The organism is Pseudomonas sp. S1(2024), assembly GCF_046557535.1.
Genome location: NZ_JBKGFP010000097.1, coordinates 22,579 through 45,806 on the forward strand (window position 1 = coordinate 22,579; position 23,228 = coordinate 45,806).

General features: G+C 65.0%; 20 protein-coding genes. 13 read left to right on the plus strand and 7 right to left on the minus strand.

What is annotated here, in order from left to right; translation table 11 throughout:
- The first annotated feature begins 50 nt into the window (after nucleotides 1–50).
- A complete protein-coding gene (locus ACLCGK_RS26880) occupies nucleotides 51–1,304 on the plus strand; it encodes an MFS transporter (protein WP_100413407.1) in 1,254 nt (417 codons plus the stop codon).
- A 12-nt stretch (nucleotides 1,305–1,316) separates the two neighbouring features.
- Here ACLCGK_RS26880 and ACLCGK_RS26885 read toward each other — a convergent pair whose 3' ends face one another.
- A complete protein-coding gene (locus ACLCGK_RS26885; RefSeq protein ID WP_410953204.1) occupies nucleotides 1,317–2,261 on the minus strand; it encodes a LysR family transcriptional regulator in 945 nt (314 codons plus the stop codon).
- A gap of 214 nt (nucleotides 2,262–2,475) precedes the next feature.
- Between ACLCGK_RS26885 and ACLCGK_RS26890 the strand changes: the two genes are divergently transcribed.
- From ACLCGK_RS26890 to ACLCGK_RS26905, 4 genes are read left to right on the plus strand one after another with little or no spacing between them, the layout of a single operon-like run.
- On the plus strand, nucleotides 2,476–4,329 hold the full coding sequence (locus ACLCGK_RS26890; protein ID WP_410953205.1) for a DUF1302 domain-containing protein: 1,854 nt from the start codon (nucleotides 2,476–2,478) through the stop codon (nucleotides 4,327–4,329).
- A gap of 22 nt (nucleotides 4,330–4,351) precedes the next feature.
- Nucleotides 4,352–5,662 (plus strand): DUF1329 domain-containing protein, encoded by a 1,311-nt coding sequence (locus ACLCGK_RS26895; protein ID WP_410953215.1) that lies wholly within the window; start codon nucleotides 4,352–4,354, stop codon nucleotides 5,660–5,662.
- Nucleotides 5,662–6,048 (plus strand): YidH family protein, encoded by a 387-nt coding sequence (locus tag ACLCGK_RS26900; protein WP_410953206.1) that lies wholly within the window; start codon nucleotides 5,662–5,664, stop codon nucleotides 6,046–6,048. The genes ACLCGK_RS26895 and ACLCGK_RS26900 overlap by 1 nt, the downstream gene beginning before the upstream one ends.
- Nucleotides 6,041–6,334: a DUF202 domain-containing protein gene (locus tag ACLCGK_RS26905; RefSeq protein WP_410953207.1), complete on the plus strand. Its 294-nt coding sequence runs from the start codon at nucleotides 6,041–6,043 to the stop codon at nucleotides 6,332–6,334. Before ACLCGK_RS26900 ends, ACLCGK_RS26905 begins: the two co-directional genes overlap by 8 nt.
- An 82-nt stretch (nucleotides 6,335–6,416) precedes the next feature.
- Here the strand turns inward: ACLCGK_RS26905 and ACLCGK_RS26910 are convergent, their stop codons facing one another.
- Nucleotides 6,417–8,378 (minus strand): alkyl/aryl-sulfatase, encoded by a 1,962-nt coding sequence (locus tag ACLCGK_RS26910; protein WP_023663035.1) that lies wholly within the window; start codon nucleotides 8,376–8,378, stop codon nucleotides 6,417–6,419.
- 101 nt (nucleotides 8,379–8,479) lie between these two features.
- Complete coding sequence (locus ACLCGK_RS26915) at nucleotides 8,480–9,403, minus strand: LysR family transcriptional regulator (protein ID WP_410953208.1); 924 nt, start codon at nucleotides 9,401–9,403, stop codon at nucleotides 8,480–8,482.
- Between the two features lie 83 nt (nucleotides 9,404–9,486).
- Between ACLCGK_RS26915 and ACLCGK_RS26920 the strand changes: the two genes are divergently transcribed.
- Genes ACLCGK_RS26920 through ACLCGK_RS26940 form a run of 5 tightly spaced genes read left to right on the plus strand, consistent with a single transcriptional unit; the run spans nucleotide 9,487 to nucleotide 15,324 of the window.
- Nucleotides 9,487–10,725: a 3-hydroxyacyl-CoA dehydrogenase NAD-binding domain-containing protein gene (locus tag ACLCGK_RS26920; RefSeq protein WP_410953209.1), complete on the plus strand. Its 1,239-nt coding sequence runs from the start codon at nucleotides 9,487–9,489 to the stop codon at nucleotides 10,723–10,725.
- Nucleotides 10,722–12,497 carry an acyl-CoA dehydrogenase C-terminal domain-containing protein gene (locus ACLCGK_RS26925; RefSeq protein WP_410953210.1) on the plus strand — a complete coding sequence of 592 codons (1,776 nt, stop codon included), beginning with the start codon at nucleotides 10,722–10,724 and terminating at the stop codon, nucleotides 12,495–12,497. Before ACLCGK_RS26920 ends, ACLCGK_RS26925 begins: the two co-directional genes overlap by 4 nt.
- A 30-nt stretch (nucleotides 12,498–12,527) precedes the next feature.
- Nucleotides 12,528–13,691 (plus strand): iron-containing alcohol dehydrogenase, encoded by a 1,164-nt coding sequence (locus ACLCGK_RS26930; RefSeq protein WP_410953211.1) that lies wholly within the window; start codon nucleotides 12,528–12,530, stop codon nucleotides 13,689–13,691.
- The gene (locus ACLCGK_RS26935) at nucleotides 13,691–14,143 is read left to right on the plus strand and encodes an acyl-CoA thioesterase (RefSeq protein WP_003260181.1); all 453 of its coding nucleotides are present in this window, start codon (nucleotides 13,691–13,693) and stop codon (nucleotides 14,141–14,143) included. The genes ACLCGK_RS26930 and ACLCGK_RS26935 overlap by 1 nt, the downstream gene beginning before the upstream one ends.
- Nucleotides 14,140–15,324 carry an acetyl-CoA C-acyltransferase gene (locus ACLCGK_RS26940; protein WP_023663031.1) on the plus strand — a complete coding sequence of 395 codons (1,185 nt, stop codon included), beginning with the start codon at nucleotides 14,140–14,142 and terminating at the stop codon, nucleotides 15,322–15,324. The genes ACLCGK_RS26935 and ACLCGK_RS26940 overlap by 4 nt, the downstream gene beginning before the upstream one ends.
- Before the next feature lie 95 nt (nucleotides 15,325–15,419).
- Here the strand turns inward: ACLCGK_RS26940 and ACLCGK_RS26945 are convergent, their stop codons facing one another.
- On the minus strand, nucleotides 15,420–16,280 hold the full coding sequence (locus ACLCGK_RS26945; RefSeq protein ID WP_410953212.1) for a CAP domain-containing protein: 861 nt from the start codon (nucleotides 16,278–16,280) through the stop codon (nucleotides 15,420–15,422).
- 143 nt (nucleotides 16,281–16,423) lie between these two features.
- Between ACLCGK_RS26945 and ACLCGK_RS26950 the strand changes: the two genes are divergently transcribed.
- Nucleotides 16,424–16,720 carry a DUF3144 domain-containing protein gene (locus ACLCGK_RS26950; RefSeq protein WP_015269483.1) on the plus strand — a complete coding sequence of 99 codons (297 nt, stop codon included), beginning with the start codon at nucleotides 16,424–16,426 and terminating at the stop codon, nucleotides 16,718–16,720.
- Nucleotides 16,721–16,863: 143 nt separating this feature from the next.
- Here ACLCGK_RS26950 and soxR read toward each other — a convergent pair whose 3' ends face one another.
- Nucleotides 16,864–17,319, minus strand: coding sequence for a redox-sensitive transcriptional activator SoxR (gene soxR / locus ACLCGK_RS26955; protein ID WP_039614512.1), 456 nt, complete (start codon nucleotides 17,317–17,319; stop codon nucleotides 16,864–16,866).
- An 85-nt stretch (nucleotides 17,320–17,404) separates the two neighbouring features.
- Here soxR and ACLCGK_RS26960 point away from each other — a divergent pair, with 85 nt between their 5' ends.
- Both ACLCGK_RS26960 and ACLCGK_RS26965 read left to right on the plus strand, forming a co-directional pair.
- The gene (locus ACLCGK_RS26960) at nucleotides 17,405–18,502 is read left to right on the plus strand and encodes an efflux RND transporter periplasmic adaptor subunit (RefSeq protein WP_410953213.1); all 1,098 of its coding nucleotides are present in this window, start codon (nucleotides 17,405–17,407) and stop codon (nucleotides 18,500–18,502) included.
- Nucleotides 18,499–21,579, plus strand: a complete 3,081-nt coding sequence (locus ACLCGK_RS26965) for a MexW/MexI family multidrug efflux RND transporter permease subunit (RefSeq protein ID WP_410953214.1) — start codon at nucleotides 18,499–18,501, stop codon at nucleotides 21,577–21,579. Before ACLCGK_RS26960 ends, ACLCGK_RS26965 begins: the two co-directional genes overlap by 4 nt.
- A 146-nt stretch (nucleotides 21,580–21,725) precedes the next feature.
- Here ACLCGK_RS26965 and ACLCGK_RS26970 read toward each other — a convergent pair whose 3' ends face one another.
- Together ACLCGK_RS26970 and ACLCGK_RS26975 are read right to left on the minus strand one after the other, a co-directional pair.
- The gene (locus ACLCGK_RS26970; protein WP_410953314.1) at nucleotides 21,726–22,463 is read right to left on the minus strand and encodes a GntR family transcriptional regulator; all 738 of its coding nucleotides are present in this window, start codon (nucleotides 22,461–22,463) and stop codon (nucleotides 21,726–21,728) included.
- 59 nt (nucleotides 22,464–22,522) lie between these two features.
- Nucleotides 22,523–22,966 (minus strand): acetyltransferase, encoded by a 444-nt coding sequence (locus tag ACLCGK_RS26975; RefSeq protein WP_410953315.1) that lies wholly within the window; start codon nucleotides 22,964–22,966, stop codon nucleotides 22,523–22,525.
- Nucleotides 22,967–23,228: the final 262 nt, after the last annotated feature.

A 23,228-nucleotide genomic window follows, 5' to 3' on the forward strand; every position in this document is an offset into this window, starting at 1 on the left:
AGATCGACATGACTCATACTGACCCCCGCGCGCGTGCAGGCACGGCCTGGATGATTGCGGTACTGCTGGCACTGCTTATGCTGGTGAACTTCCTGGACAAGGTGGTCATCGGCCTTGTAGCGGTACCCATGTCCAGGGAACTGGGTTTGTCCCCGGCCGAGTTCGGCCTGGTGGGTGGCGCGTTGCACTGGTTCTTCGCCATCTCTGCAGTGGTCGGTGGCTTCATGGCCAACCGCCGGCCGACCCGCACCCTGCTGTTGGGCATGGGCGCGTTCTGGGCGCTGATCCAGTTGCCCATGCTGTTCGTCACCTCCCTGTGGGCGATTGTCGCTTGCCGGGTGCTGCTGGGCATCGGCGAAGGGCCGGCGTCACCGGTGGCAACCCATGCCTTGTACAAGTGGTTCCCCAACGACCGGCGCAACCTGCCGGTGGCGCTGTTGCATACCGGTAGTGCACTTGGGCTGCTGGTGGCAGGCGCAATGATTCCATGGATCAGCGTGCACTATGGCTGGCGCATGAACTTCATCGTGCTGGCTTTGATCGGCGCGGTATGGTGCGTGCTGTGGTGGGCATTGGGGCGCGAGGGTACTCTTGACCGCATCCGCCCCGGCCAGCCCAGGGAAGAACAGGCGCACATCGCCTACCGCCGTCTGCTCGGCGACCGCACCGTGCTGGGCAATTACCTGTGCCACTTCGCCGCCAATTGGTCGCTGGCCCTGACCTTGACGTGGGTGCCGAGTTATCTGGAAACCGGGTTGGGCATCGACCCGATCATGACCGGTCGGGTGTTCGTGCTTTTCGTGGTGGTGACCACGCCGCTGAGCCTGTTCATGGCCTGGCTGTCGCAGCGCATGATGCGCGCCGGGGTGGCGACACGCTGGTCGCGCGGAGCCTTCGTGTCCCTGTGCCTGATTGCCAGCGGGTTGTTGTCGGCGGCATTGTTCCTGCCGGGCCTGGGGAATGTCGAGCGAATCATCAGCCTGACTTTCAGTGGCGGGCTGGCGCTGGTCATGTACTCGGTGGGGCCAGCCATGCTGGCGGAGTTCACGCCCAGCGGGCAGCGTGGCGGCATCCTGGCTATCGGCAATGGTATCGCTTCGCTGGCCGGGCTGGCGGCACCCGTAGTCACGGGGTTTCTGGTGCAGGGCGCCGGAGCCGACCACCCGGCAGGGTATGGCCAGGGCTTCCTGGTATGCGGGGCGGTGCTGGTCATTGCCGGGTTGACCGGGCTGGTGTGGATGGACCCTCAGAAAACCCGCCAACGGCTGCAGCAGGTGGGCACGACTGCGCTGGCCCGGGCCTGACCTGCGCTGCGTTCAGAGGCTCTGCTGGGGGAGGGGGGCACGCTCGATCAGGGTGCCTTTCCAGCGCTCGCTGCGCACCGCCTCCACGAGCAGCCCGCGCACCAGGTCGCGCATGCAGGCGGCGGCGAACGACAATGGCTTGTGTTGCGAATGGGCCAGGGTAATGGTACGGGTGATGCGCGGCTCCACGATCAGCCGCGCGCTGGCCGGGGCGGCCAGGTCCAGCAATGGCGGCCAGTTGCTGATGGTCGCCGCCAGGCCGGCGCGTACCAGGCTGGCTATGCCGGGTGCAGACTGCTGTTCATAGCTTGAATCCAGGGCCACGCCGGTTTCCATGGCCGCCTGCTCGATGCGCCTGCGCAGGTGCAGGCTGCGCGGCGGCATTACCAGCCGGCTCGACGCGGCCTCGGCCAGGGTGATCGGTGAATCGTCCGGACCATGCGCAGGCAGGCCGACCCAGTACAGGTCTTCGGAGAACACGGGCTCGGCGACAATGTGCGCCAGCTCCTCCGCATTTGGCACCACACCGAAATCCACCTTGCCCAGCTCGATCGCCTGGCCGCCTTCGCGGCTAAGGCCGTCCCATACGGTGAGCTTGATACCAGGAAAGCGCGCCTGCGCCTGGGTGATGATGGCTGGCAACAACAGCGCCGAAGCCGTGGCCGGAATCGAGATGGCCACGTGGCCCTTGGGGTTGCCGCGGCTGGACTTGAGTTCGTCCTTCACCGAATCAAGCTTCTGTATCACCGAGCGTGCCACTTCGTACAGCTGGCGCCCTGCATCGGTCAGCTCGATGCCGTCATGCTGGCGCGCCAGCAACTGCATTTCCAGCTCGCTTTCCAGCAGTCCTATCTGACGGCTCAATGCTGGCTGGGCAATGAACGCGTGGCGCGCGGCGTTGGAGAAGCTGCCGGCTTCGACAATGGCAATCAGGTAACGCAGCTGTTTCAAAGTCATGGCAATTCTCAGGCTATGCCGAAGTGGTATGGCAACTATCGAGAGACGTTATTTGTTCAGCTCTAGTGGCCTACTTAGTATCGGGGAACACCGGCTCGAGGATAACAGAAACTTTCACTTATTTACCCAGCCCCTTTTACACAAGCCTTTGCGCCGTGTTTCGGCGCTAACTCGCAACTCACTCTCGAATAAACACAATAAGAGGTTAAGAGTGATGGCATTTCGTGCTTCTGGTCTTTCGGGACCGTTGTCGCTGCTTGCGTCGTCTGCACTTTTTTCTGTGCCTGCCCTGGCTGTTCAATTTAATCTGGGAGAGTTTGAAGGACAGTTTGATTCAGCGTTTTCGTTTGGCACCAGCATTTCCACTGCCAACCCGGACCCGGCTTTGCACAATAGTGCAAACAGTGATGACGGCCGCCTGAACTTTGCCTCGGGGGATGTATTTTCGGCAGTGTTCAAAGGTACCCATGATCTGGAGCTCAAACATGCCAACCTGGGTGTGTTCCTGCGTGGCACCTACTGGTACGACACGGCGCTGCGCGACCATGACCAGCGCTTCAAGCAGGTCGAGGACAACAACCGCAAGCGCTCGGCCAAGACCGCAGGTACCCAGCTGCTCGACGCCTTTGGCTACTACCTCTACGACATCGATGGCCAGCCAGGCTCGGCAAGGCTGGGCAAGCAGGTAGTGAACTGGGGCGAGAGCACCTTCATCCAGGGCGGGCTGAACGTCATCAATCCCTTCAACCTGGCGGCGCTGCGCCGCCCAGGTTCCGAGGTGAAGGACGCACTGGTGCCGGTGAACCTGTTCTACTTCACGCAGAACCTGACCGAGGCGTTGTCGGTCGATGGCTTCTACCAGTTGGACTGGGACCAGACCCAGCTCGACAACTGTGGCACGTTCTTCTCCAACAACGACTTCCTGCCCGATGGTTGCGATGGCTTGGATGTGGGGGCCAGGTTGCTTGGCAACCCGGCTGCCGTCGCCGGCCTTGCACCGTTTGGCGTGAACCTGACCAGCGAAGGCGTGCGCATACCCCGGGGCAGTGACCAGGATGCCCGCGACGGCGGGCAGTGGGGTGTTTCGTTGCGCAGGTACGTGGCGGCGCTGGACACCGAGTTCGGTGCCTACGCAGCCAACTATCACAGCCGCACGCCTTATCTGGGGACGGTCAGCAGCCCTTATTTCGACAACAACCGCTTCGCCCCGCAGCTGTGCGCCAACCTGGGCATCGGCCCGGCCGGCTGCGCCGGGTTCCTCGGCTCCGCTGCCGGTCAGTCGCTGGTCGGTGCATTGCGCCTGGGTACCTCCCAGTACCGTGTGCAGTACCCCGAGGACATCCGCATGTACGGGTTGTCGTTCGCCACCACCCTGCGCAGCGGTACGGCCCTGCAGGGTGAGCTGAGTTACCGGCCGAATATGCCCATGCAACTCAACGGTACCGACATCATCCAGTCGCTGCTCAACGTCGAGGGGCGTTCGCCTTTGCTGGGCGACGGGCTGCGGCCAGAAAGCGCCAGCACCCTGTTCGACGGCTACCGGCGCAAGGAGGTGACCCAGCTTCAGGTGACCGCCGTACATGCCTTCAGCCAGGTGCTGGGGGCCAACCAGATGCTGCTGGTGGGCGAGGCCGGGGCCACCTACGTCGGCGGGCTGGAGGGCGGCGCAGGCCCGCGTTACGGCCGCTCGGGTACCTTCAACAGTGGCGAGCTGGCGGACAACAGCGTATGCCGGGCGATTTCCAAGACGCCAGAGCACTGCAACGACCAAGGCTTCATGACCCCGTTCTCCTGGGGCTACCGGTTACGCGCGACCTTGACCTACCCCAACGTGATCGCCGGCTTCGACCTGCGGCCGAACCTGTCCTGGTCGCACGATGTGCACGGTACAGGCCCGGTGGAAGGCTCGGCTTTCAGCGAAGGCTCCAAGGCCATGAGCGTCGGGCTGGATGCGACGCTTGCCAGCACCTACAGCCTGAGCCTGTCGTATACCGACTTTATCGATGGCGACTATGGCACCCGTGGTGACCGGGACTTTGTCTCGCTGAGCCTGGGCGTCACCTTCTGAGGGCATGATGATGAATATGCGAATGGTGATGATCGGCCTGTTCTGGGCCAGCGGCGCGCTGGCTGCGACAGGCCTGCCAGACAACCTCACCCCTGTGGGCGCCGAACGCGCGGCCAGCCCGGACGGCCGTATCCCGGCCTGGCAAGGCGGGTTGAGCGTCGCCCAGCAGCGCCTGGGTGACAACGGCACGCCGCTGGATCCGTATGCCGCCGAGCAGCCGCTGTACCGGATCACGGCGGCCAACTATCGGCGTTACGAGGGCCAGCTTTCCGACGGCCAGGTAGCCTTGCTCAAGCGCTTCCCGCACACCTTCGAGCTGCCGGTCTACCCCACGCATCGCAGTGTCGCGGTACCTGCCGGCGTCGCCGCCTCGGCCGCCCGCAATGCAGCGCAGGCGCAGCTGGATGACCAGGGCAACGGCCTGCGCGGGTTCAATGGAGTGATTGCGTTTCCCCGGCCGGACAACGGGCTGGAAGTGATCTGGAACCATCTGACCCGGCACCGCAATGCCAGTTACATTCAGATGTCCGACAGCGTCACACCGTTCAAGAACGGCCGCTTCGTGCTGATGAGCGCGCGCCAGGATGTAGCCCGCCCGGAAGGCCTGGGTGGGCTGGGTGCAAGCAATGTGCTGTATTACTTCACCTACCGCATGACGGCACCATCACGGCTTGCCGGTGATGCCATGGTGGTTCACGAAACCCTTGACCAGGTAGCCGAGCCCCGCTTGTCCTGGGTCTACAGTGCCAGTCAGCGGCGTGTGCGGCGCGCGCCGAACATCGCCTACGACACCACGGGGCCTGGCACCGCAGGCCTGCGTACTGCCGACAGCCGCGACATGTTCAATGGCGCCCCCGACCGTTACCAGTGGAAGCTGCTGGGCAAGCAGGCCCTGCACGTGCCGTACAACAGCTACCGCCTGGCATCGCCCGAGCTGCGCTATGCCGAGCTGATCAGGCCTGGTCATGTCAATCCGGCACCTACACGCTACGAGCTGCACCGGGTGTGGGTGGTGGAGGCGACGCTGAAGCCCGGCGCACAGCACATCTATGCCAAGCGACGCTTCTATGTGGACGAAGACACCTGGGCCATTCTCGAAACCGACAGCTACGATGCTGACGGCCATCTGTGGCGTACATCACAGGCCCACAGCTTCTACCACCCGGGCGGCGAGGTGGCGGTCAACGCAATGGAAGTCACCTATGACCTCAAGAGTGGCCGCTACCATGCGTCGGGGCTGATCAACGAGCAACGTCGCCCGTTCGACTTCAATGTTCGCACCAGCCTTTCGTATTTTTCTCCCGGCGCCCTGCGCAGCTTTGGCGTGCGCTGATGGACGCGTTTGAACCACGGCCGGACTGGGCTCGGCGTCTGATGGGGCAGGGCGAGGCGCCCGACCCTCGCTTCACCTTGGCCAACGAGCGCACGTTCCTGGCCTGGATCCGTACCGCGCTGGCGTTGCTGGGAGGTGGCATTGCCATTGAGACCTTTGCCGGCCAGGCCCTGCAGGCGCCGCTTCGGCTCTGGCTTGTCGGCAGCCTGATGTTGCTGAGCATGTTGCTGAGCGCCGGCGCCTGCCTGCGCTGGCTGCGGGTGGAGCGTGCCTTGCGTCAGCGCCGGCCATTGCCGCTGCCGGCGCTGGTGCCGCTGTTGGCACTGGGTTGCCTGATCGCGGCGTTGATGGCCGCTGTCGTGTTGTGGCCGCGCTGGTATGCCTGATCCGGGCTTGCAGGCCGAACGTACCGAACTGTCTTGGCGGCGTACCTGGTTGGCGCTGGTGGCGGTCGCGGGGTTGGCTTTGCGCCAGGGCGACCTGGCGCTGGCCGCAGTGGTCGGCTTCGCAACGCTGGCGCTGTTGACCCGCCAGGGGCGGCGCTACAGCGAGGGGCTGGCGATGTTGCGGGCCGAGCGCGGTCAGCCTGCGATTCTGCCGGTAATGGCACTGGGCAGCGCGGTGTGCCTGATGGCGCTGGCAGGGTTGTACCGGTTGGCGAACGGGGGCTGAAACCCCTCCCACAGATACGATGTGAATCCAGACGCCATTGCGGTACCTGTGAGAGCGGGCTTGCCGGCGAAGATGCCGGCGCTCAAGGGGTCACGATGTTGAAGCGGGAATCGGCGTTCTCCAGGCCGCCCATGAAACGCAGAAACTTCACCCGCTCACCTTCGATGGAAATCTCACCCAGCGTGGCCTCCTTTAGGAACCCGGTCTGCTTCAGGGCAATGCGGTCCAATGTCTGTTTGCTCATGCTCACCTGCACATCGGCCTGGGCGTGACGAGCCAGGTCGCGATGGGTGAGCACGCCGTTGCGCAGGGTCAGCGCGTAGTCTTCACCCAGGTCGGTGAAGCGCCAGTTGATGCTCAGGTCGCTCTCCGCCGCCTTGAAGGCATCCACCCGTACCCCAAGGTAATCGAAGAACAGGCTTGGGGTCAGTGCCCGCACCATGTCGTCGGCATTGCCGCCACTGCCGGTGGCGGCGGCTATTCCGCCGCGCAGCTCCTGGGCGCCGCTGAGGTAGGCGTTGCGCCAGGTAGCGTTCTCGCTCTGGTAACCCAGCTGTTCCAGCGCATCGGCCTGCAGTTCGCGCGCTGCGGTATTGCCCGGTTCGGCGAATACCAGATGGTTCACCAGCTGCGCGACCCAGCGGTAGTCACCTTCGGCAAAGGCTTGGCGTGCCTGGGCCAGCACCTGATCGGCGCCACCCATTGCCGCCACGTAGCGCTTGCCGGCAGCTTGCGGCGGCAGTGGGTCGAGGTTGGCCGGGTTGCCATCGTAAAAGCCCATGTAGCGTTGGTAGACCGCACGTACGTTATGGCTGAGCGAGCCATAGTAGTCGCGGCTGTACCACTTGCTGGCCAGGCGCGGCGGGAGGTTGGCCAGGCTCTGGGCGATTTCCATTGGTGTCTGGCCCTGGTTGATCAGGCGCAAGGTCTGGCTATCGATGAAGGCATACATGTCGCGCTGGTCGGCCAGGTACTCGCGGATTGCCGGCCCGCCCCAGGTCGGCCAGTGATGCTGGGCGAACACTACCTCGGCCTGGTCGCCGTAACGCAACAGCGATTGGTCCAGGTAGTGCGCCCAGACTTTCGGGTCGCGTACCAGCGCACCGCGCAGGGTCAGCACATTGTGCTGCACGTGGGTGGCGTTCTCGGCCATGCACAGAGCCTTGAGCCCAGGGAAGTAGATGTTCATCTCCGCTGGCGCTTCGGTGCCAGGGGTCAACTGGAACTCTACCTCCACGCCGCTGAGGGTCATGCGTTGCAGCGGCTGGCTGATTTCCAGCGTCGGCGCTATCAGGCTGACGGTGGCGTTGGCCGGCACCCCTTTGCCCAGACCGGCATCCACCTGGCCGCGTGGCCCGCGGGGCAGCGGGGCACCGTACATGTACTGGGCGCGGCGCTTCATGGCCGGGCCGGCCAGCACGTTTTCGCCGATGGCATGCTCGAAGAAGCCTTCGGGTGCAATGACCTGGACCTTGCCGGCCTTTACGTCCGCCTCGTCGATCACCCCGCGCGCGCCGCCGAAATGGTCGATGTGCGGGTGGGTGTAGATCAGCGTGGTCACCGGTTTGCGCGGGCGGTGCCGAAAATACAGTTCGAGGCCGGCCCTGGCGGTTTCGACGGCCAGCAGCGGATCGAGCACGATCAGCCCGTCCTGGCCTTCAACGATGGTCATGTTGGCCAAGTCCAGGCCGCGGACCTGGTAGATGCCTTCGGTGACCTTGAACAGGCCGGCGATGGTGTTCAGCTGGGCGATGCGCCACAGGCTCGGGTTTACCGTGGCCGGGGCCTGCGTCGGGTCGAGAAAACGATACTGGCCCAGGTCCCACACAGTCTTGCCATCGGCGGTCGCGACCGGCCCGTCGAAGCGTTCAAGCAGCCCGCGCCGGGCCGCTTCGAAATCCCCGTGGTCATCGAAAGGCAGGCGTTGCAGCCATTGCTGGTTGCTGGCCTGGGTGGCCGGGGTGGCATCCTTTGCCGCCGTAGTGGCCAGGCTCGGGAGGGGCGCCAGCAGGGCGAGCGCCAGCATCGACAGTGGGAAGCGCATGGTGTGTCCTTGTTGTTATGGTGGCGGACCACTGTAGGGGACGGGTTCGGGCACCAGCCAATACCAGAGCGGCATGGTTGCCATCGCATTTGCTGATGGCCTCAGGCAGGCGGAAGCTCCATGATCTGCTCCACCAGCCAGGCCAGGGCGGGGTCGTGCCGACGATGGGTCAGGTACACCAGTTCCAGCTCGAACGGCTCCAGGGCGAAGGGCAGTTCGTGCACCGCCAAGGGCAGCAACTTGGCGAACTGCTGCGCAAGTTGCCGCGGCAGCACCACGCACATCTCGGTGGCGGCGGCCAGATGCGCTGCTTGAAGGTAGTTGGGGGTGGTGTAGGCAATTTTCCGGGTCAGGCCTTGTTCGGCCAGCCATTGGTCGACCATGCCGCGGGTCTGGCCACCGTGTACCCAGATGTGCCGCAAACCAAGAAACGCCTGAAGATCCAGTGCCTGGTCCGGCGCCAGTTGCGGATGCTTCTGGCGCAGCGCGACTTGCAGGGTTTCACGCCTCCAGGGGCGGCGGCTGAAACGTGCCGGCACCTCATCGAAGCGCCCCAGCACCAGGTCGAGGTCGCCGCGGTCCAGCGCGTCGGCCGGCAGGTTGGGAGCCAGGTGCACCACATCGATGCGCAAGTGCGGGGCCAGTACCTGCAGGCGTGCCAGCAGCGGTGGCATGCACAACTGTTCGACGAAGTCGGTGAGGGCGATGCGCAGCTGACGGTGGCTGCGCTGTGGCTCGAAGGCATCGCCAGTGGCCAGGGTCTGCTCGATTTGTTGCAGCGCCGCTCGAATCGGCCCTTCCAGCGCCAACGCCCGTGGCGTAGGGCGCATGCGCCGGCCCACACGAACCAGCAGCGGGTCGCCCAGCTGGTCGCGCAACCGCGCCAGAGCGTTGCTGACAGTGGGCTGGGTCAGGGCCAGGCGTTCAGCCGCCCGTGAGACGTTCTGCTCGCGCAGCAACATGTCGAAGACCCGCAGCAGGTTCAGATCGAAGTTGGAAATATTCATGGGCAGAATATATGGCATACGAAATTGAAATTTCAAAAATACCTGCGGCCTGCTTAGGGTGATGCCTGTCCTCATACCTACAACAAGCAGGAGCGTTGCGCGTGAATACCCCCTTTCCGATCAACCAGGTGGCCGTGATAGGCGCAGGTACCATGGGCCGCGGCATTGTCATCAGCCTCGCCAGTGCCGGGCTGTCGGTGCTGTGGCTCGACAGCAACGCATCAGCCCTGGACGCTGGCCTGAGCATGGTCAGCCAGGCCTGGACCCAGCAGGTGGAGAAGCAGCGTGTCACCCAGGCCGAGGCTGAAGCCTGCCTGGCGCGAGTGCAGGCGGTGGATGGCTACGCCGCGCTGGCCCAGGCCGATCTGGTGATCGAGGCAGTGTATGAAAGCCTTGAACTCAAACAGGAAATCTTCCGGGCCCTGGACCAGCACCTCAAACCGGAGGCGATCCTGGCCAGCAATACCTCGGCGCTGGACATCGACGCGATCGCGGCGGTGACCCGGCGACCGTCGCACGTACTGGGCCTGCATTTCTTCAGCCCCGCGCATGTCATGAAGCTGCTTGAGATAGTGCGCGGCGCGCACACCGGCCAGGCGGTGCTCCATACCGCCCTGGCGCTGGGCGAGCGCCTGGGCAAGGTGGCGGTAGTGGCCGGCAACTGCCCCGGTTTCATCGGCAACCGCATGCTGCGCAGTTATGTGGCCGAAGCGCGCAAGTTGCTGCTCGAAGGCGCGCTGCCGCACCAGGTGGATGCGGTGCTGCAACAGTTCGGTTTTGCCATGGGCCCGTTCCGCATGTACGACGTGGTCGGTATCGACCTGGAATGGCGTGCCCGCCAGCTGGCCAGGCAGGGCATGCACGATCCGCTGGTGCAAGTGGATAATGCGCTGTGTGATCTGGGCCGGCTGGGTCAGAAGACAGGGAAGGGCTATTACCGTTATGCACCTGGCAGCCGCCAGGCCGAGCATGACCCCGAGGTCGACGCCCTGGTGCTCAAGATTTCCAACGACCTGGGTTACCGACGCCGGGGCATCAGCGCCGAGGAAATCGTCGAGCGCTGCCTGCTGGCGCTGGTCAACGAGGGCGCGAAGATTCTGCAGGAAGGCATCGCTGCCAGCAGCGCCGACATCGACCGGGTGTGGCTCAACGGCTATGGCTTCCCTGCGGCCACAGGTGGCCCGATGCGCTGGGCCGATGACCAGGGTGCAGCATTCGTCCTGGCTCGGCTGGAATACCTGCAAAGCGTACTGGGCGAGCACTGGCGCCCGGCCGCTCTGCTCTGCACGCTGGTGGCAAACGGCAAGCGTTTCGAGCAGCTGGCGGAGGTTCAGGCATGAACTACCAGGCTCCCTTGCGCGACATGCGCTTCGTGCTGCACGAACTGTTCGACGTTGCCGCCCATTGTCAGCAGCTGGGTATCGAACTGGACCGCGACACACTCGACGGCATACTGGAAGAGGCCGCGCGCTTTACCGGCGAGGTAGTCGCTCCGCTCAACCGCAACAGTGACGAGCAGGGCTGCCAGTTGGCTGAGGGGGAGGTCATCACGCCCGATGGTTTCCGCGACGCCTACCGGCAATACGTGGCCCACGGCTGGGCCAGCATGACCGGGCCGCAGGCTTACGGCGGGCAGGGCCTGCCGCAAATGGCCTCGGCCAGCTTCCACGAAATGCTGATGGCCGCGTCGTTGTCGTTCCGCATCTACTCCGGCCTCACCGAAGGTGCCGTGCTGGCCCTGCATCGCCATGGCAGCCCGGCGCTGCAGCAGTCCTATCTGGCGCGCATGGTCAGTGGCGAGTGGGCCGGCACCATGTGCCTCACCGAGCCGCAGGCCGGCACCGACCTGGCCTTGCTGCGCACCCGCGCCCAGCCGCAGGTCGACGGTTCCTATCGCATCACAGGCAGCAAGATCTTCATCAGTGGCGGCGAACAGGACCTGACCGACAATATCGTTCATCTGGTACTTGCACGCCTGCCCGATGCGCCGGCCGGGGTGCGGGGCATCAGCCTGTTCCTGGTGCCCAAGCTGCTGCCGGGCGGCGAACGCAACGCGTTGGGCTGTGGCGCGCTGGAGCACAAGATGGGCATCAAGGGCGCCTCGACTTGCGTGATGAATTTCGACGGTGCCCAGGGATGGCTGGTAGGCGAGGCCAACCAAGGCCTGGCGTGCATGTTTACCATGATGAACGACGCCCGTTTCCAAGTCGGCCTGCAGGGGCTGGGCATTGCCGAAGCGGCCTTCCAGGGGGGGCTGGCCTATGCACGCGAGCGCTTGCAATCGCGCGCGCTGACCGGCCCGGCGGCGGCGGACAGGCCGGCCGATCCGATCATCGTCCACCCGGATGTGCGACGTATGCTGCTGACCCAGAAAACCCTTACCGAGGGCTGCCGAATGCTGGCCATCTATACCGCCCGGCAGCTCGACCTGGAGCACGCAGCGCCTAGCGATCAGGCACGCAAGGGCGCAACCCGGCGGGCGGCACTGCTGATCCCGATCGTCAAGGCGTTTTTCACCGATGTCGGGCAGGAGGTCGCCAGCCTTGGCGTGCAGCTATATGGCGGACACGGCTATATCCGCGAGTGGGGCATGGAGCAGTTGATGCGCGACAGCCGCATCACCCAGCTCTATGAAGGCACCAACGGCATCCAGGCTCTCGACCTGGTGCGCCGCAAGCTGCTGGGCGACGGCGGGGCCGAGCTGAACTTGCTGGTCGATGAACTGGCCCTGCATGTCGAGGCGGCTGGTGTCGGTGGTGGTCTGCATGCCATGGCGACAGCGGTCGGGCAGCGCCTGGAGGAATGGCGTGTGCTGGCAGGCCATGTAGTCGAGGCTTGCCAGCGTGACCCTCAGGAAATGGGCGCGGTCTCGGTGGACTTCCTGGCCTACTCGGCCTATGTGCTGCTCGCAGCGTTTTGGCTGCAGGCAGCCGTGCGCGCCGAGACGGCGCTGGCTGGCGGCAGTGCCGAAACGGATTTCTACCGGGCCAAGCTGCACGCGGCGCAGTTCTACTGGCGACGCGTCCTGCCCCGCGCCACCGCGCACCGCGAAGCCCTGCTGGGCGGTGCACATTGCCTCATGGCACTGCCTGCGAGTGACTTCGCCTTCTGACGCAGGGCCAACGACGACAAGGAGAGCCAGATGCAGCCTTTCAGCTTTGCCACTACCGGGCAGATCCTCTGCGAAGCAGGCGCGGTGCAGCGCCTTGCCACTCTGTGCCGCGAGCGTGGCGCACGGCGCGTGCTGATCGTCAGTGACCCCGGTATCGCCCGCCTGGGCATGCTCGATGATCTGCTACCGGGATTCACGACGGCCAAGGTCGGCGTGGGGATCTTCAGCGAGGTTACCGCCGACCCCAGCGAAGCTTGTGTACTGGCAGCTACCCAGCGGGCCCGGCATATCGGTGCCGACCTGGTGGTGGGCTTTGGCGGCGGCAGTTCGATGGATGTTGCCAAGCTGGTCGCGCTGCTGGCCCACCGCGACTGCAACCAGCCGCTTGCCGAACTCTATGGCATGGACAAGGCCAAGGGCCGACGCCTGCCGTTGATCCAGGTGCCGACCACGGCCGGCACCGGTTCGGAGGTGACGCCGATCGCCATCGTCACCACCGGCACCACCAGCAAGATGGGCATCGTCTCGCCGCTGCTGCTGCCGGACCTGGCGGTACTCGATGCCGTCTGCACGCTCGGCCTGCCCCCGGCGGTAACCGCCGCAACCGGTATCGATGCCATGGTGCATGCCATCGAAGCCTATACCAGCCGTCTCAAGCGCAACCCGCTGTCGAGCCTGCTGGCGCGCGAGGCGCTGCGGCTGCTGGCGGAAAACCTGGATCAGGCCGTGCACAATGGCGGCAATCTGGATGCGCGTCAGGCCATGCTGCTGGGCGCCTGCCTGGCCGGCCAGGCGTTTGCCAATGCCCCGGTGGCGGCGGTGCACGCGCTGGCTTACCCGTTGGGTGGGCACTTCCACATTCCCCATGGCCTGTCCAATGCATTGGTGTTGCCGCATGTGCTGCGTTTCAACCTGCCCGTGACGGTGACGGACTATGCCCAGCTGGCGGTGCCCCTGTTGGGCGCACGGTTGCAGCCTGGCGACCTGTACCGGCAGGCTGATCAGTTCGTCGAGGAACTGGCCGCGCTGGGCGCCCGCTGCGGTTTGCCTGGGCGGCTGCGTGATGCCGATGTTCCGCGCCATCGCCTGCCGCAACTGGCAGAAGATGCCATGCAACAGCAGCGCCTGCTGGTCAACAACCCGCGTGAAGTCACCCAGGCCGATGCACTGGCCATCTACGAGGCTGCCTACTGATGAGCGTGCATCGGCAACGTGACTACTACCGGCACTACACACCAATCGCCACCCGCTGGCATGACAATGACGCCTACGGGCACGTGAACAACGTGGTCTATTACGGCTTTTTCGACAGCGCCGTGAACCGCCTGCTGATCGAGCAGGGCGGACTGGATATCCACCATGGCGCGGTGATTGCGCTGGTGGTCAGTTCGGCCTGCGACTACCAGTCGCCTGTAGCGTTTCCGCAGGGCATCGAGGTGGGCCTGGCGGTAAGCCGGCTGGGCAACACCTCGGTGCAGTACCAGTTGGCCGTATTCATCCAGGGCCAATCCCTGGCTTGCGCCACCGGACGCTTCGTCCATGTATTCGTCGACCGGCAGGGCCGACGCCCGGTCCCGGTGCCTGCCCGCTTGCGGCAGGTGTTGAGCGAACTGCAGCCTTTACTCCCCGAGGAATTTCGACCATGAAAGACGCCGTGATCGTAGCCACTGCCCGCACACCCATCGGCAAAGCCATGCGTGGCGCCTTCAACGACCTGAAAACCCCCAGCATGACTGCCGTCGCCATTCGGGCAGCCGTCGAGCGGGCTGGTATCGAGCCGGCGCAGGTGGAGGATCTGGTGCTGGGTACCGCCATGCAGAGTGGTACCGCCGCGATCAACCCTGGCCGACTGTCGGCGCTGGCTGCCGGCTTGCCGCAATCGGTCAGCGGGCAGACCCTCGACCGCCAGTGTGCGTCGGGCCTGATGGCCATCGCTACAGCGGCCAAGCAGATCATTGTCGATGGTATGCAGGTGACCATCGGCGCCGGCCAGGAGCAGATCAGCCTGGTCCAGCAGGTGCACAACCAGCTGGCCAGCGAGGCCTATGACCCTGCCGTGCTGCGAATGAGCGAACACGCCTACATGCCGATGCTGCAAACCGCCGAGTTTGTCGCCCGCCGCTATGGCATCAGCCGGGAAGCGCAGGACGCCTACGCCTTGCAGTCGCAGCAACGCACTGCAGCGGCGCAGGCGGCGGGGTTGTTTGCCGATGAAATCGTGCCCGTCTCGGCACGCAGGAAGGTTGTCGACAAGCTGTCCGGTGCGGTGAGCCATGAGGAAGTCTGCCTCAGCCAGGACGAAGGAAACCGGCCGGCGACCACCCTGGCAGACCTGCAAGGGCTGAAGCCAGTTGTCGAAGGCGGCTGCGTGACGGCCGGCAATGCCAGCCAGCTGTCTGATGGCGCCAGTGCCTGCGTGCTGATGGAAGGCGCACTGGCCGCAAGGTCGGGCAAGGCGCCGCTGGGGTTGTATCGTGGTATCGCCGTGGCCGGTCTGGCTCCTGAGGAAATGGGTATTGGCCCGGTGCTGGCGGTGCCCAGGTTGCTGCACCAGCACGGCCTGAACGTGGACGACATCGGTCTGTGGGAGCTGAACGAAGCGTTCGCCTGCCAGGTACTGTACTGTGCCCAGCGTTTGCAGATAGACCCTGCGAAGCTGAACGTCAATGGCGGTGCCATTGCCATCGGCCACCCCTACGGCATGAGCGGTGCACGGATGGTCGGGCATGCGCTTCTGGAGGGCAGGCGGCGCGGGGTGAAGTACGTGGTGGTGACCATGTGTGTTGGCGGCGGGATGGGCGCGGCAGGGCTGTTCGAAGTGCTGTAGGGCATCCGTCAGGCCAGCCCCGGCGTCTGCGGCTGGCCGCGGGGTGGCCTGCAAGTCTGAACGGCGGCTCGTTCGGGGTCTGCAGCCTGAGTCAGTCAAGGCGCGCCGAACAGCATCGTCCAGTACACGCCGTTATCGCTACGCGAGTTCTCGGCAAAGGCCGCACCCACCTGGGTAAACATCGGGTTCATCAGGTTGGCGCAATGCCCGGGGCTGGCCAGCCAGCCTGCCATCGCCTTGCTCGGCGAGCCTTGGCCTGCGGCAATGTTCTCGCCGATCTGCCGCCCACGGTAGCCGGCATCCCATGCCCGATCCGCGGGAAGATCACCGTCGAGGTCGCGGTGCGCGAAGAAATTATCGTTGGCCATCGCCCGGCTGTGTCGCTGCGCCGCCGTTCCCAGGGCGGTGTTCCAGGTTAGCGGGCGTGCAGCGGCAAAGCGCTTGCGACCACACAGGCGTGGTTTCGCCCGTGCAGCGTTCACCTGTGCCAGCAACGCTTTGCTTGCCGATCGCCCATCGCCGAGCTGGGCATCGAGCAGGGGCCGAGCCAGCAGCACCCGCCACTCGTTGCGTGAGCGACTGACGCCGATATCGGCATATTGGCTATCGAGCAGGGCCGTGCAGTAGTCGCTGCGCAGCATGTCGAAGGCCTCCTCGGCATCTTGTGCGCCGACCAGACGGATGGCCCGCACCTTCACCGCCTGATACCCCGCAGCCTTCAATCCTTCCCGCAATGCCCCGCCGTAGCCGACCGGCAACGCCAGTTTCGGCTTCAGCACCAGCGGCGTCGAGCCCCGGATAATGCGCCGCTCGCAGCGTTGTGGCTGGGTGCGATAGTCGTTGATGGCTGCCACCAGTTGCCTTTCCCCGCTGGCATGGGCGGGGTTGGCGAACAGGTGGAAAAAAGGAATGAGGCAGAGCGAGACAAAGGGGGAGCGACGGACTGCGTGGCGCATGGGGTGAATGGCTCTGGTGAATGGCGGCGGCAAGGCCGAATTAAGGGCTCGGCTAAGACTGTGCGGCTCAATACAGGTTCACGCGTACGGGGTACAATTTTTCGCGGGTACTCAACTTGAATGCTGCAGCAAGGTAAACCGCAATGACACAAGCTACAGATCAGGCTTTTTATGACCGCGCGGATGCGCATATCGAACTGGCGAACCAGCAGATCGAGAAAATCGAAGACCTGGGCAAGGTCAGCGCCTCACTGACCTTCGGCGCCTCGCGCTTCAATGCCTGGATGAGCGCCCGCAGTTTCAAGACCAGTGCGGAACTGGCTGCCGCGCGGGAGGAGTTGTTGAAGTATTTCTGCGAGCAGTACCGGATGATGCTCGAGGACAACCTGGACGAGCACATCGAGCATTTCGACCGGTATGTGTTGGGCAAAGGCGACTGAACTTTATGGGGCAGGCGGTCCCTTGTAGGAGCGGCCTTGTGTCGCGAACAAATGCATAAATTGCTGGGGCTGCTCTGCAGCCCTTTCGCGACACAAGGCCGCTCCTACAGGGTACGCGATGCGTGGATAAACCCGGTGACGGGCTATCGGGCCTTTTTCTCCAGAATCCGCGGCCCGGTACCTTCCTTGCCCAGCACATCCTCGGGGTTGCGCAGTGGGCAATCTTCCAGCGACAGGCAGCCACAACCAATGCAGTTGTCCAGGCTGTCGCGCAACGCTTCCAGGGTGCGGATGCGGGCGTTCAGGTCCTCGCGCCAGGCGGTCGACATCTCGCCCCATTGCGCTGCCGTGAGCTTGCTGTTGGGCGCATAGCGGCTGAAGGCCTGCTTTATCTCGTCAAGCGGAATACCCGTGCGCTGCGCCACCTTGATGATGGCCAGCGTGCGCAGAACCAGTGAAGGATAGCGGCGCTGGTTACCCGCCGTACGGACGCTGGCGATCAGCCCCTTGGTCTCGTAGAAGTGCAGCGCAGAAACCGCCACGCCGCTGCGTTTGGCCACTTCCCCTACCGTTAGCATCCGTGTGTTGTCCGCTGCCATGCCTGTTGACCTCAAGTTAACTCGAGCTCTTATAGTCCTGCCCGACCTTCCCCGCAACCGCTTTCCCTGATGATCGGAGCACTGCATGAACAAAAGGACGTTACTGGCCTGGGCTGGCGCTGTTGCAGGTTTGCTGGCCGCTGCCTATGCATTGGTCGGAAGTGGCTCGGCGCCGCCGGCTGCGGCGGCATGGCCGGCGACCAAGGTGGCGCTGGCCACGGCCGAGCAAGTGCACCTGGCACGGCAGAACTTTGCTTCGGGGGAGCTGGAGGCGGTCAACCAGGTACAGGTGGCGGCCGAGACGGCGGGGCGCATCACCCGCATCGCCTTCGAGTCGGGGCAATTGGTGAGTGCAGGGCAATTGCTGGTACAGCTGAACGATGCCCCGGAGCAGGCCCAGCGCGTGCAGTTGCGCGCCAGGCTGCGCAATGCCGAAGTGGTGCTGCAGCGCAGCCGCAAGCTGCGCGCGGTGAACGCCGTGTCACAGGAGCTGCTCGACAATGCGGCCACCGCCGTGGACGTGGCCAGCGGTGAGCTGCAGCATGTCGAGGCGCTGATCGCGCAGAAGGCAATTCGCGCGCCGTTTGCCGGCAAGCTCGGCATTCGCCGGGTGCATCAGGGCCAGTACCTGAGCGCCGGTGAGACCATCGCCAGCCTGGCCGACATCAGCCAGCTGCACGTCAATTTTTCCCTGGGCGAACAAGCCGCCCCCGAAGTGCACGTGGGGCAACTGCTGGCGCTGACGGTGGATGCGGTGCGCGGGCAGGACTTCCAGGCCCGGGTGGTCGCGGTGGACCCGGTGGTGAGCAAGGCGCGCCTGGTGCAGGTGCAGGCGGCCTTGCCGAACCCGGGCGGGAAGTTGCAGCCGGGTATGTACGCCGGCGTGCGCCTGGATGCCGCGCAGCCGTCAAGCGTGCTGGCCGTGCCGGAAACCGCGATCACCTACACCGCCTACGGGCAGACGGTGTTCGTCGCTACCCGGGACCCTGAACAGGGCACCCGGGTCAGCCGGGTGCGGGTGACTACCGGTGAGCGCTGGCAGGGGCGGGTGGAGATCACCTCAGGCCTGGCACCCGGTGACCAGGTGGTGGTTTCCGGCCAGTTGAAACTGAGCGACGGCATGCCGGTCGAGCCAGTGGCTCAGGACAGCCTGCAGGCCAGCCAGGGAGGGCGGCAATCGTGAAGTTCACCGACCTCTTTGTCCGCCGCCCGGTGCTGGCGCTGGTGGTCAGCAGCCTGATCATCCTGTTGGGGCTGTTTGCCATGGGCAAGCTGCCGATCCGCCAGTACCCGCTGCTGGAAACTTCCACCATCACCATCAGCACCGAGTACCCGGGCGCCTCTGCCGAGCTGATGCAAGGCTTCGTGACCCAGCCGATCACCCAGGCGGTGTCGTCGGTCGAAGGCATCGACTACCTGTCCTCGTCGTCGCAGCAGGGGCGCAGCCTGATCACCTTGCGCATGGTGCTCAACCGCGATTCGACCCAGGCGCTTGCCGAGACCATGGCCAAGGTCAACCAGGTGCGCTATCGCCTGCCGGAAAAGGCCTACGACCCGGTGGTGGAGCTGTCGGCAGGTGACTCCACGGCGGTGGCCTACGTGGGCTTTGCCAGCGAAACCTTGTCGATACCCGAACTGAGCGATTACCTGTCGCGGGTGGTGGAACCGCAGTTCTCCGGCATCGACGGTGTGGCCAAGGTGCAGTCGTTCGGCGGGCAGCGCCTGGCCATGCGCCTTTGGCTGGACAGCGAACAGATGGCCGGGCGCGGGGTGACGGCTGCCGACGTGGCACAGGCGGTGCGTGCCAACAACTACCAGGCGACGCCGGGGCAGGTGCGTGGGCAGTACGTGCTGGCCGATATCCAGGTGGACACCGACCTGACCCGGGTCGAGGACTTCCGCGAGCTGATCATCCGCAACGATGGCACCGACCTGGTGCGCCTGCGCGATGTCGGCACCGTCGAGCTGAGCGCGGCGGCCACCCAGACCAGCGCCACCATGGACGGCAAGCCCGCCGTGCACCTGGGGCTGTTCCCCACCCCGACCGGCAACCCGCTGGTGATCGTCGAGGGTATTCGCCAGCTGCTGCCGCAGATCCGCCAGACCCTGCCACCCGGGGTGGAGGTGGCGCTGGCCTACGAAACCGCACGCTTCATCGACGCCTCGATCGACGAGGTGCTGCGCACGCTGGTGGAGGCCATGGTGATCGTGGTGCTGGTCATCTGGCTGTGCCTGGGTTCGCTGCGTAGCGTGGTGATCGCGGTGGTGGCCATCCCGCTGTCGATGCTCGGTGCGGCGGGCCTGATGCTGCTGTTCGGCTTCAGCCTGAACCTGCTGACCTTGCTGGCGATGGTGCTGGCCATCGGCCTGGTGGTGGACGATGCCATCGTGGTGGTGGAGAACGTGCACCGTCATATCGAAGAGGGCAAGTCGCCGATTGCCGCGGCGCTGGCCGGGGCGCGGGAAATCGCCGGGCCGGTGATCGCCATGACCCTGACCCTGGCCGCCGTATACGCGCCGATCGGCTTGATGGGCGGGCTGACCGGCACGCTGTTCCGTGAGTTTGCCCTGACCCTGGCTGGGGCGGTGATCGTGTCCGGCATCGTCGCGCTCACCCTGTCGCCGGTGATGAGTTCGCTGTTGTTGCAACCCGGCCAGCAGCATGGCGCCATGGCCAACATGGCCGACCGCCTGTTCGGCATGCTGACCGGGGCCTATGGGCGAGTACTCGCCTACACCCTGTCGCATCGCTGGATCAGTGGTGGTGTGGCGCTTGTGGTGTGCCTGAGCCTGCCTTGGCTGTACCTGCTGCCGCAGCGCGAACTGGCCCCGCCCGAGGACCAGGCGGCGGTGCTGACGGCCATCAAGTCGCCGCAGCATGCCAGCCTGGATTATGTGGAGCGCTTTGCCCTGAAGCTGGACCAGGTGATGAAGTCCCTCGCCGAAACCACCGACACCTGGATCATCAACGGCACCGACGGCCCGGCCGCCAGTTTCGGCGGCATCAACCTCAGCGCCTGGCAGGCCCGCGAGCGTTCCGCCGCGCAGGTGCAGGCGCAGTTGCAGCAGGCCGTGGCGGACATCGAGGGCAGCAGCATCTTCGCCTTCCAGGTGGCCTCGCTGCCGGGTTCCAGCGGTGGCTTGCCGGTGCAGATGGTGTTGCGCAGCGCACAGGACTACCCCGAGCTGTACCAGACCATGGAAATGATCAAGCAGCGCGCCCGCGACAGCGGCCTGTTCAGCGTGGTGGACAGCGACCTCGACTACAACAACCCGGTGGTCAAGGTGCGCATCGACCGCGCCAAGGCGGCCAGCCTGGGCATCAGCATGCAGGCCATCGGCGAGTCGCTGGGTGTGCTGGTGGGTGAACAGTACCTCAACCGCTTCGCCCTGTTCGGGCGCTCCTACGACGTGATCCCGCAAAGCATCCAGGACCAGCGCCTGACGCCGGCAGCGCTGAACCGCCAGTACGTGCGCGCCGAAAACGGCACCCTGGTGCCGCTGGCCACGGTGGTGCACCTGGACATCGAAGTGGCGCCCAACCGCTTGCTGCAGTTCGACCAGCAGAACGCCAGTACCCTGCAGGCGATCCCGGCGCCCGGTGTGTCGATGGGTAATGCCGTGGCATTTCTCGAACAGCTTGCCGCCGAACTGCCACCTGGCTTCAGCCATGACTGGCAATCGGAGTCGCGCCAGTACGTGCAGGAGGGCTTTGCCCTGATGTGGGCGTTTCTCGCCGCCCTGGTGGTGATCTACCTGGTGCTGGCCGCGCAGTACGAAAGCCTGGTGGACCCGCTGATCATCCTGGTGACCGTGCCGCTGTCGATCTGCGGTGCGCTGCTGCCGCTGGCGCTGGGCTGGGCCACGCTGAACATCTACACGCAGATCGGCCTGGTGACCCTGATCGGCCTGATCAGCAAGCACGGCATCCTGATGGTGGAGTTCGCCAACGAGATCCAGGTGCGTGACAACCTCGACCGTGCCACCGCCATCGTCCGCGCCGCGCAGATACGCCTGCGGCCGGTGCTGATGACCACGGCGGCGATGACCTTCGGCGTGCTGCCGCTGCTGTTCGCCAGCGGCGCCGGGGCCAACAGCCGCTTTGGCCTGGGGGTGGTGATCGTGTGCGGGATGCTGGTGGGGACCTTGTTTACATTGTTCGTGCTGCCGACGATCTATGCCTTGCTGGCGCGAGACCATCGGGTGGCCACGGTGCGGGGGCAGCAGTTGGCGGAGGCTGAGCGGGTGTTGGGCGTGTGAGGGGGAAACAGGGCCATTGGGGCTGCTCCGCAGCCCATCGCCGGCAAGCCAGCTCCCACCTCGATCGTATTGTCCTCAAGCCATGCGCTATCTCTGTGGGAGCTGGCTTGCCGGCGATGGGCCGCATAGCGGCCCCGATTGCCCGATCAGGACAGCGACCGGTCGCGGCGCATCTGGCTAACCAGGGTAAAGCGATCATCCGGGTGCACCGTCTCGGACACCGCCATCAGGTCGCCGTTTTCCTCGCGGTAATGGCGAATGATCTTCAGCCCCGGCGAGCCTGTCTCGGCCTTCAGCACTCGGGCCATTTCCGCGGTCAGCAACACTGCCCGCACCTGCTGGTCGACCACCGCGATCGCCCGGCCATAGTGCTGCTCGATCAGCCCCGCAATCAGCTGGTCGGGGTGCTCGCGGGCCAACTCGATGACCTCGGCATGGTCGCGCTGCGCGTACACATCGGTCCAGCACAGCGGCGCCGCGTTGTGCACGCGGTCGACACGGATGCTCGACACGCAGAAGTAGTGCTCGCCCGGTACCAGCCCCAGCCGCGCCGCCTCGCTCAGGTCGGCGACGAAGTGCCGCACGTCCTGGATTTCCCGTTGCTGCGTTTCCGCCAGGTGCGCCAGGTCCGCCACGCTGGCCAGTGACTGCGAGTAGCCACCGCGCGGGCTGCTGGCCTCCACCCGGGTGCCTACGCGCTTGCGCCGCGATACCAGCCCTTGGTTGAGCAACTGGTTGATCGCCGCGCGCACCGTGTGTCGGCTCACATCGTACAGGTCGCACAGCTCGAACTCGGTCGGCAGCAGGCTGCCCACCGGGTAGCGGCCGCTGGCGATGCCTTCCATCAAGTCCTTTGCCACGGTGGTATAACGCGTCGGGTTCATGCCTTTGGTCTGTCTCGCGAATTTGTATCAGCAGCAGGGGCGCAAAGTCGCCCCGAAAATCAAGCCTGGGCAGGCAGGCTCATATGCAGCAAGGGGAACGGTCGGCCTTCGCCATCCAGCGCTGAGCGGCCGGTCTGGATGAAGCCGTAATGCCGGTAGAACCCCACTGCCTGCGGGTTCTGCTCGTTGACATCGACGCTCATCACGTTGTGCTTCTGGCGGCCGAAATCCAGCAGCGCGCGGCCTATGCCCTGGCCATGGTGCTCGGGGGCGACGAAGAGCATTTCCACGTGGTTGCCATTGAAACCGATGAAGCCCAGCGGGCGGTCTTCGGTGTCAACCGCGACCCAGAGCTCGACGGCCTGGAAGTAGACGTCGCGCAATTGCGGCAGCAGCGCGTCGATGTCGGACGCTTGCAGAAAGTGATGCGTGGCGCGCACGGCGCGCAGCCAGATATCGAGCAGTTGCGGGTGGTCTGCAGCGATGCTTTGGCGAATGATCATGGAGTCATGCCTGGGCGGTGTATGGCCGGGGAGGCCGGGAGGAAGAAAAAGGGTACCCGGATTGTGTGGGACAGGGCAATGGACGGTGGGGCAGGGCATCAGCTGATGTGTTGCCCGGGCCGGCCCTTTCGCGGGTAAACCCGCTCCCACAAGTAGGCACTGCCCTCGAGCCCGGCGCCGTACCTGTGGGAGCGGCTTTAGCCGCGAACATCGGCGTAGCCGGTGCCATGCATCGCGTTGGATTCTTCGCGGCTAAAGCCGC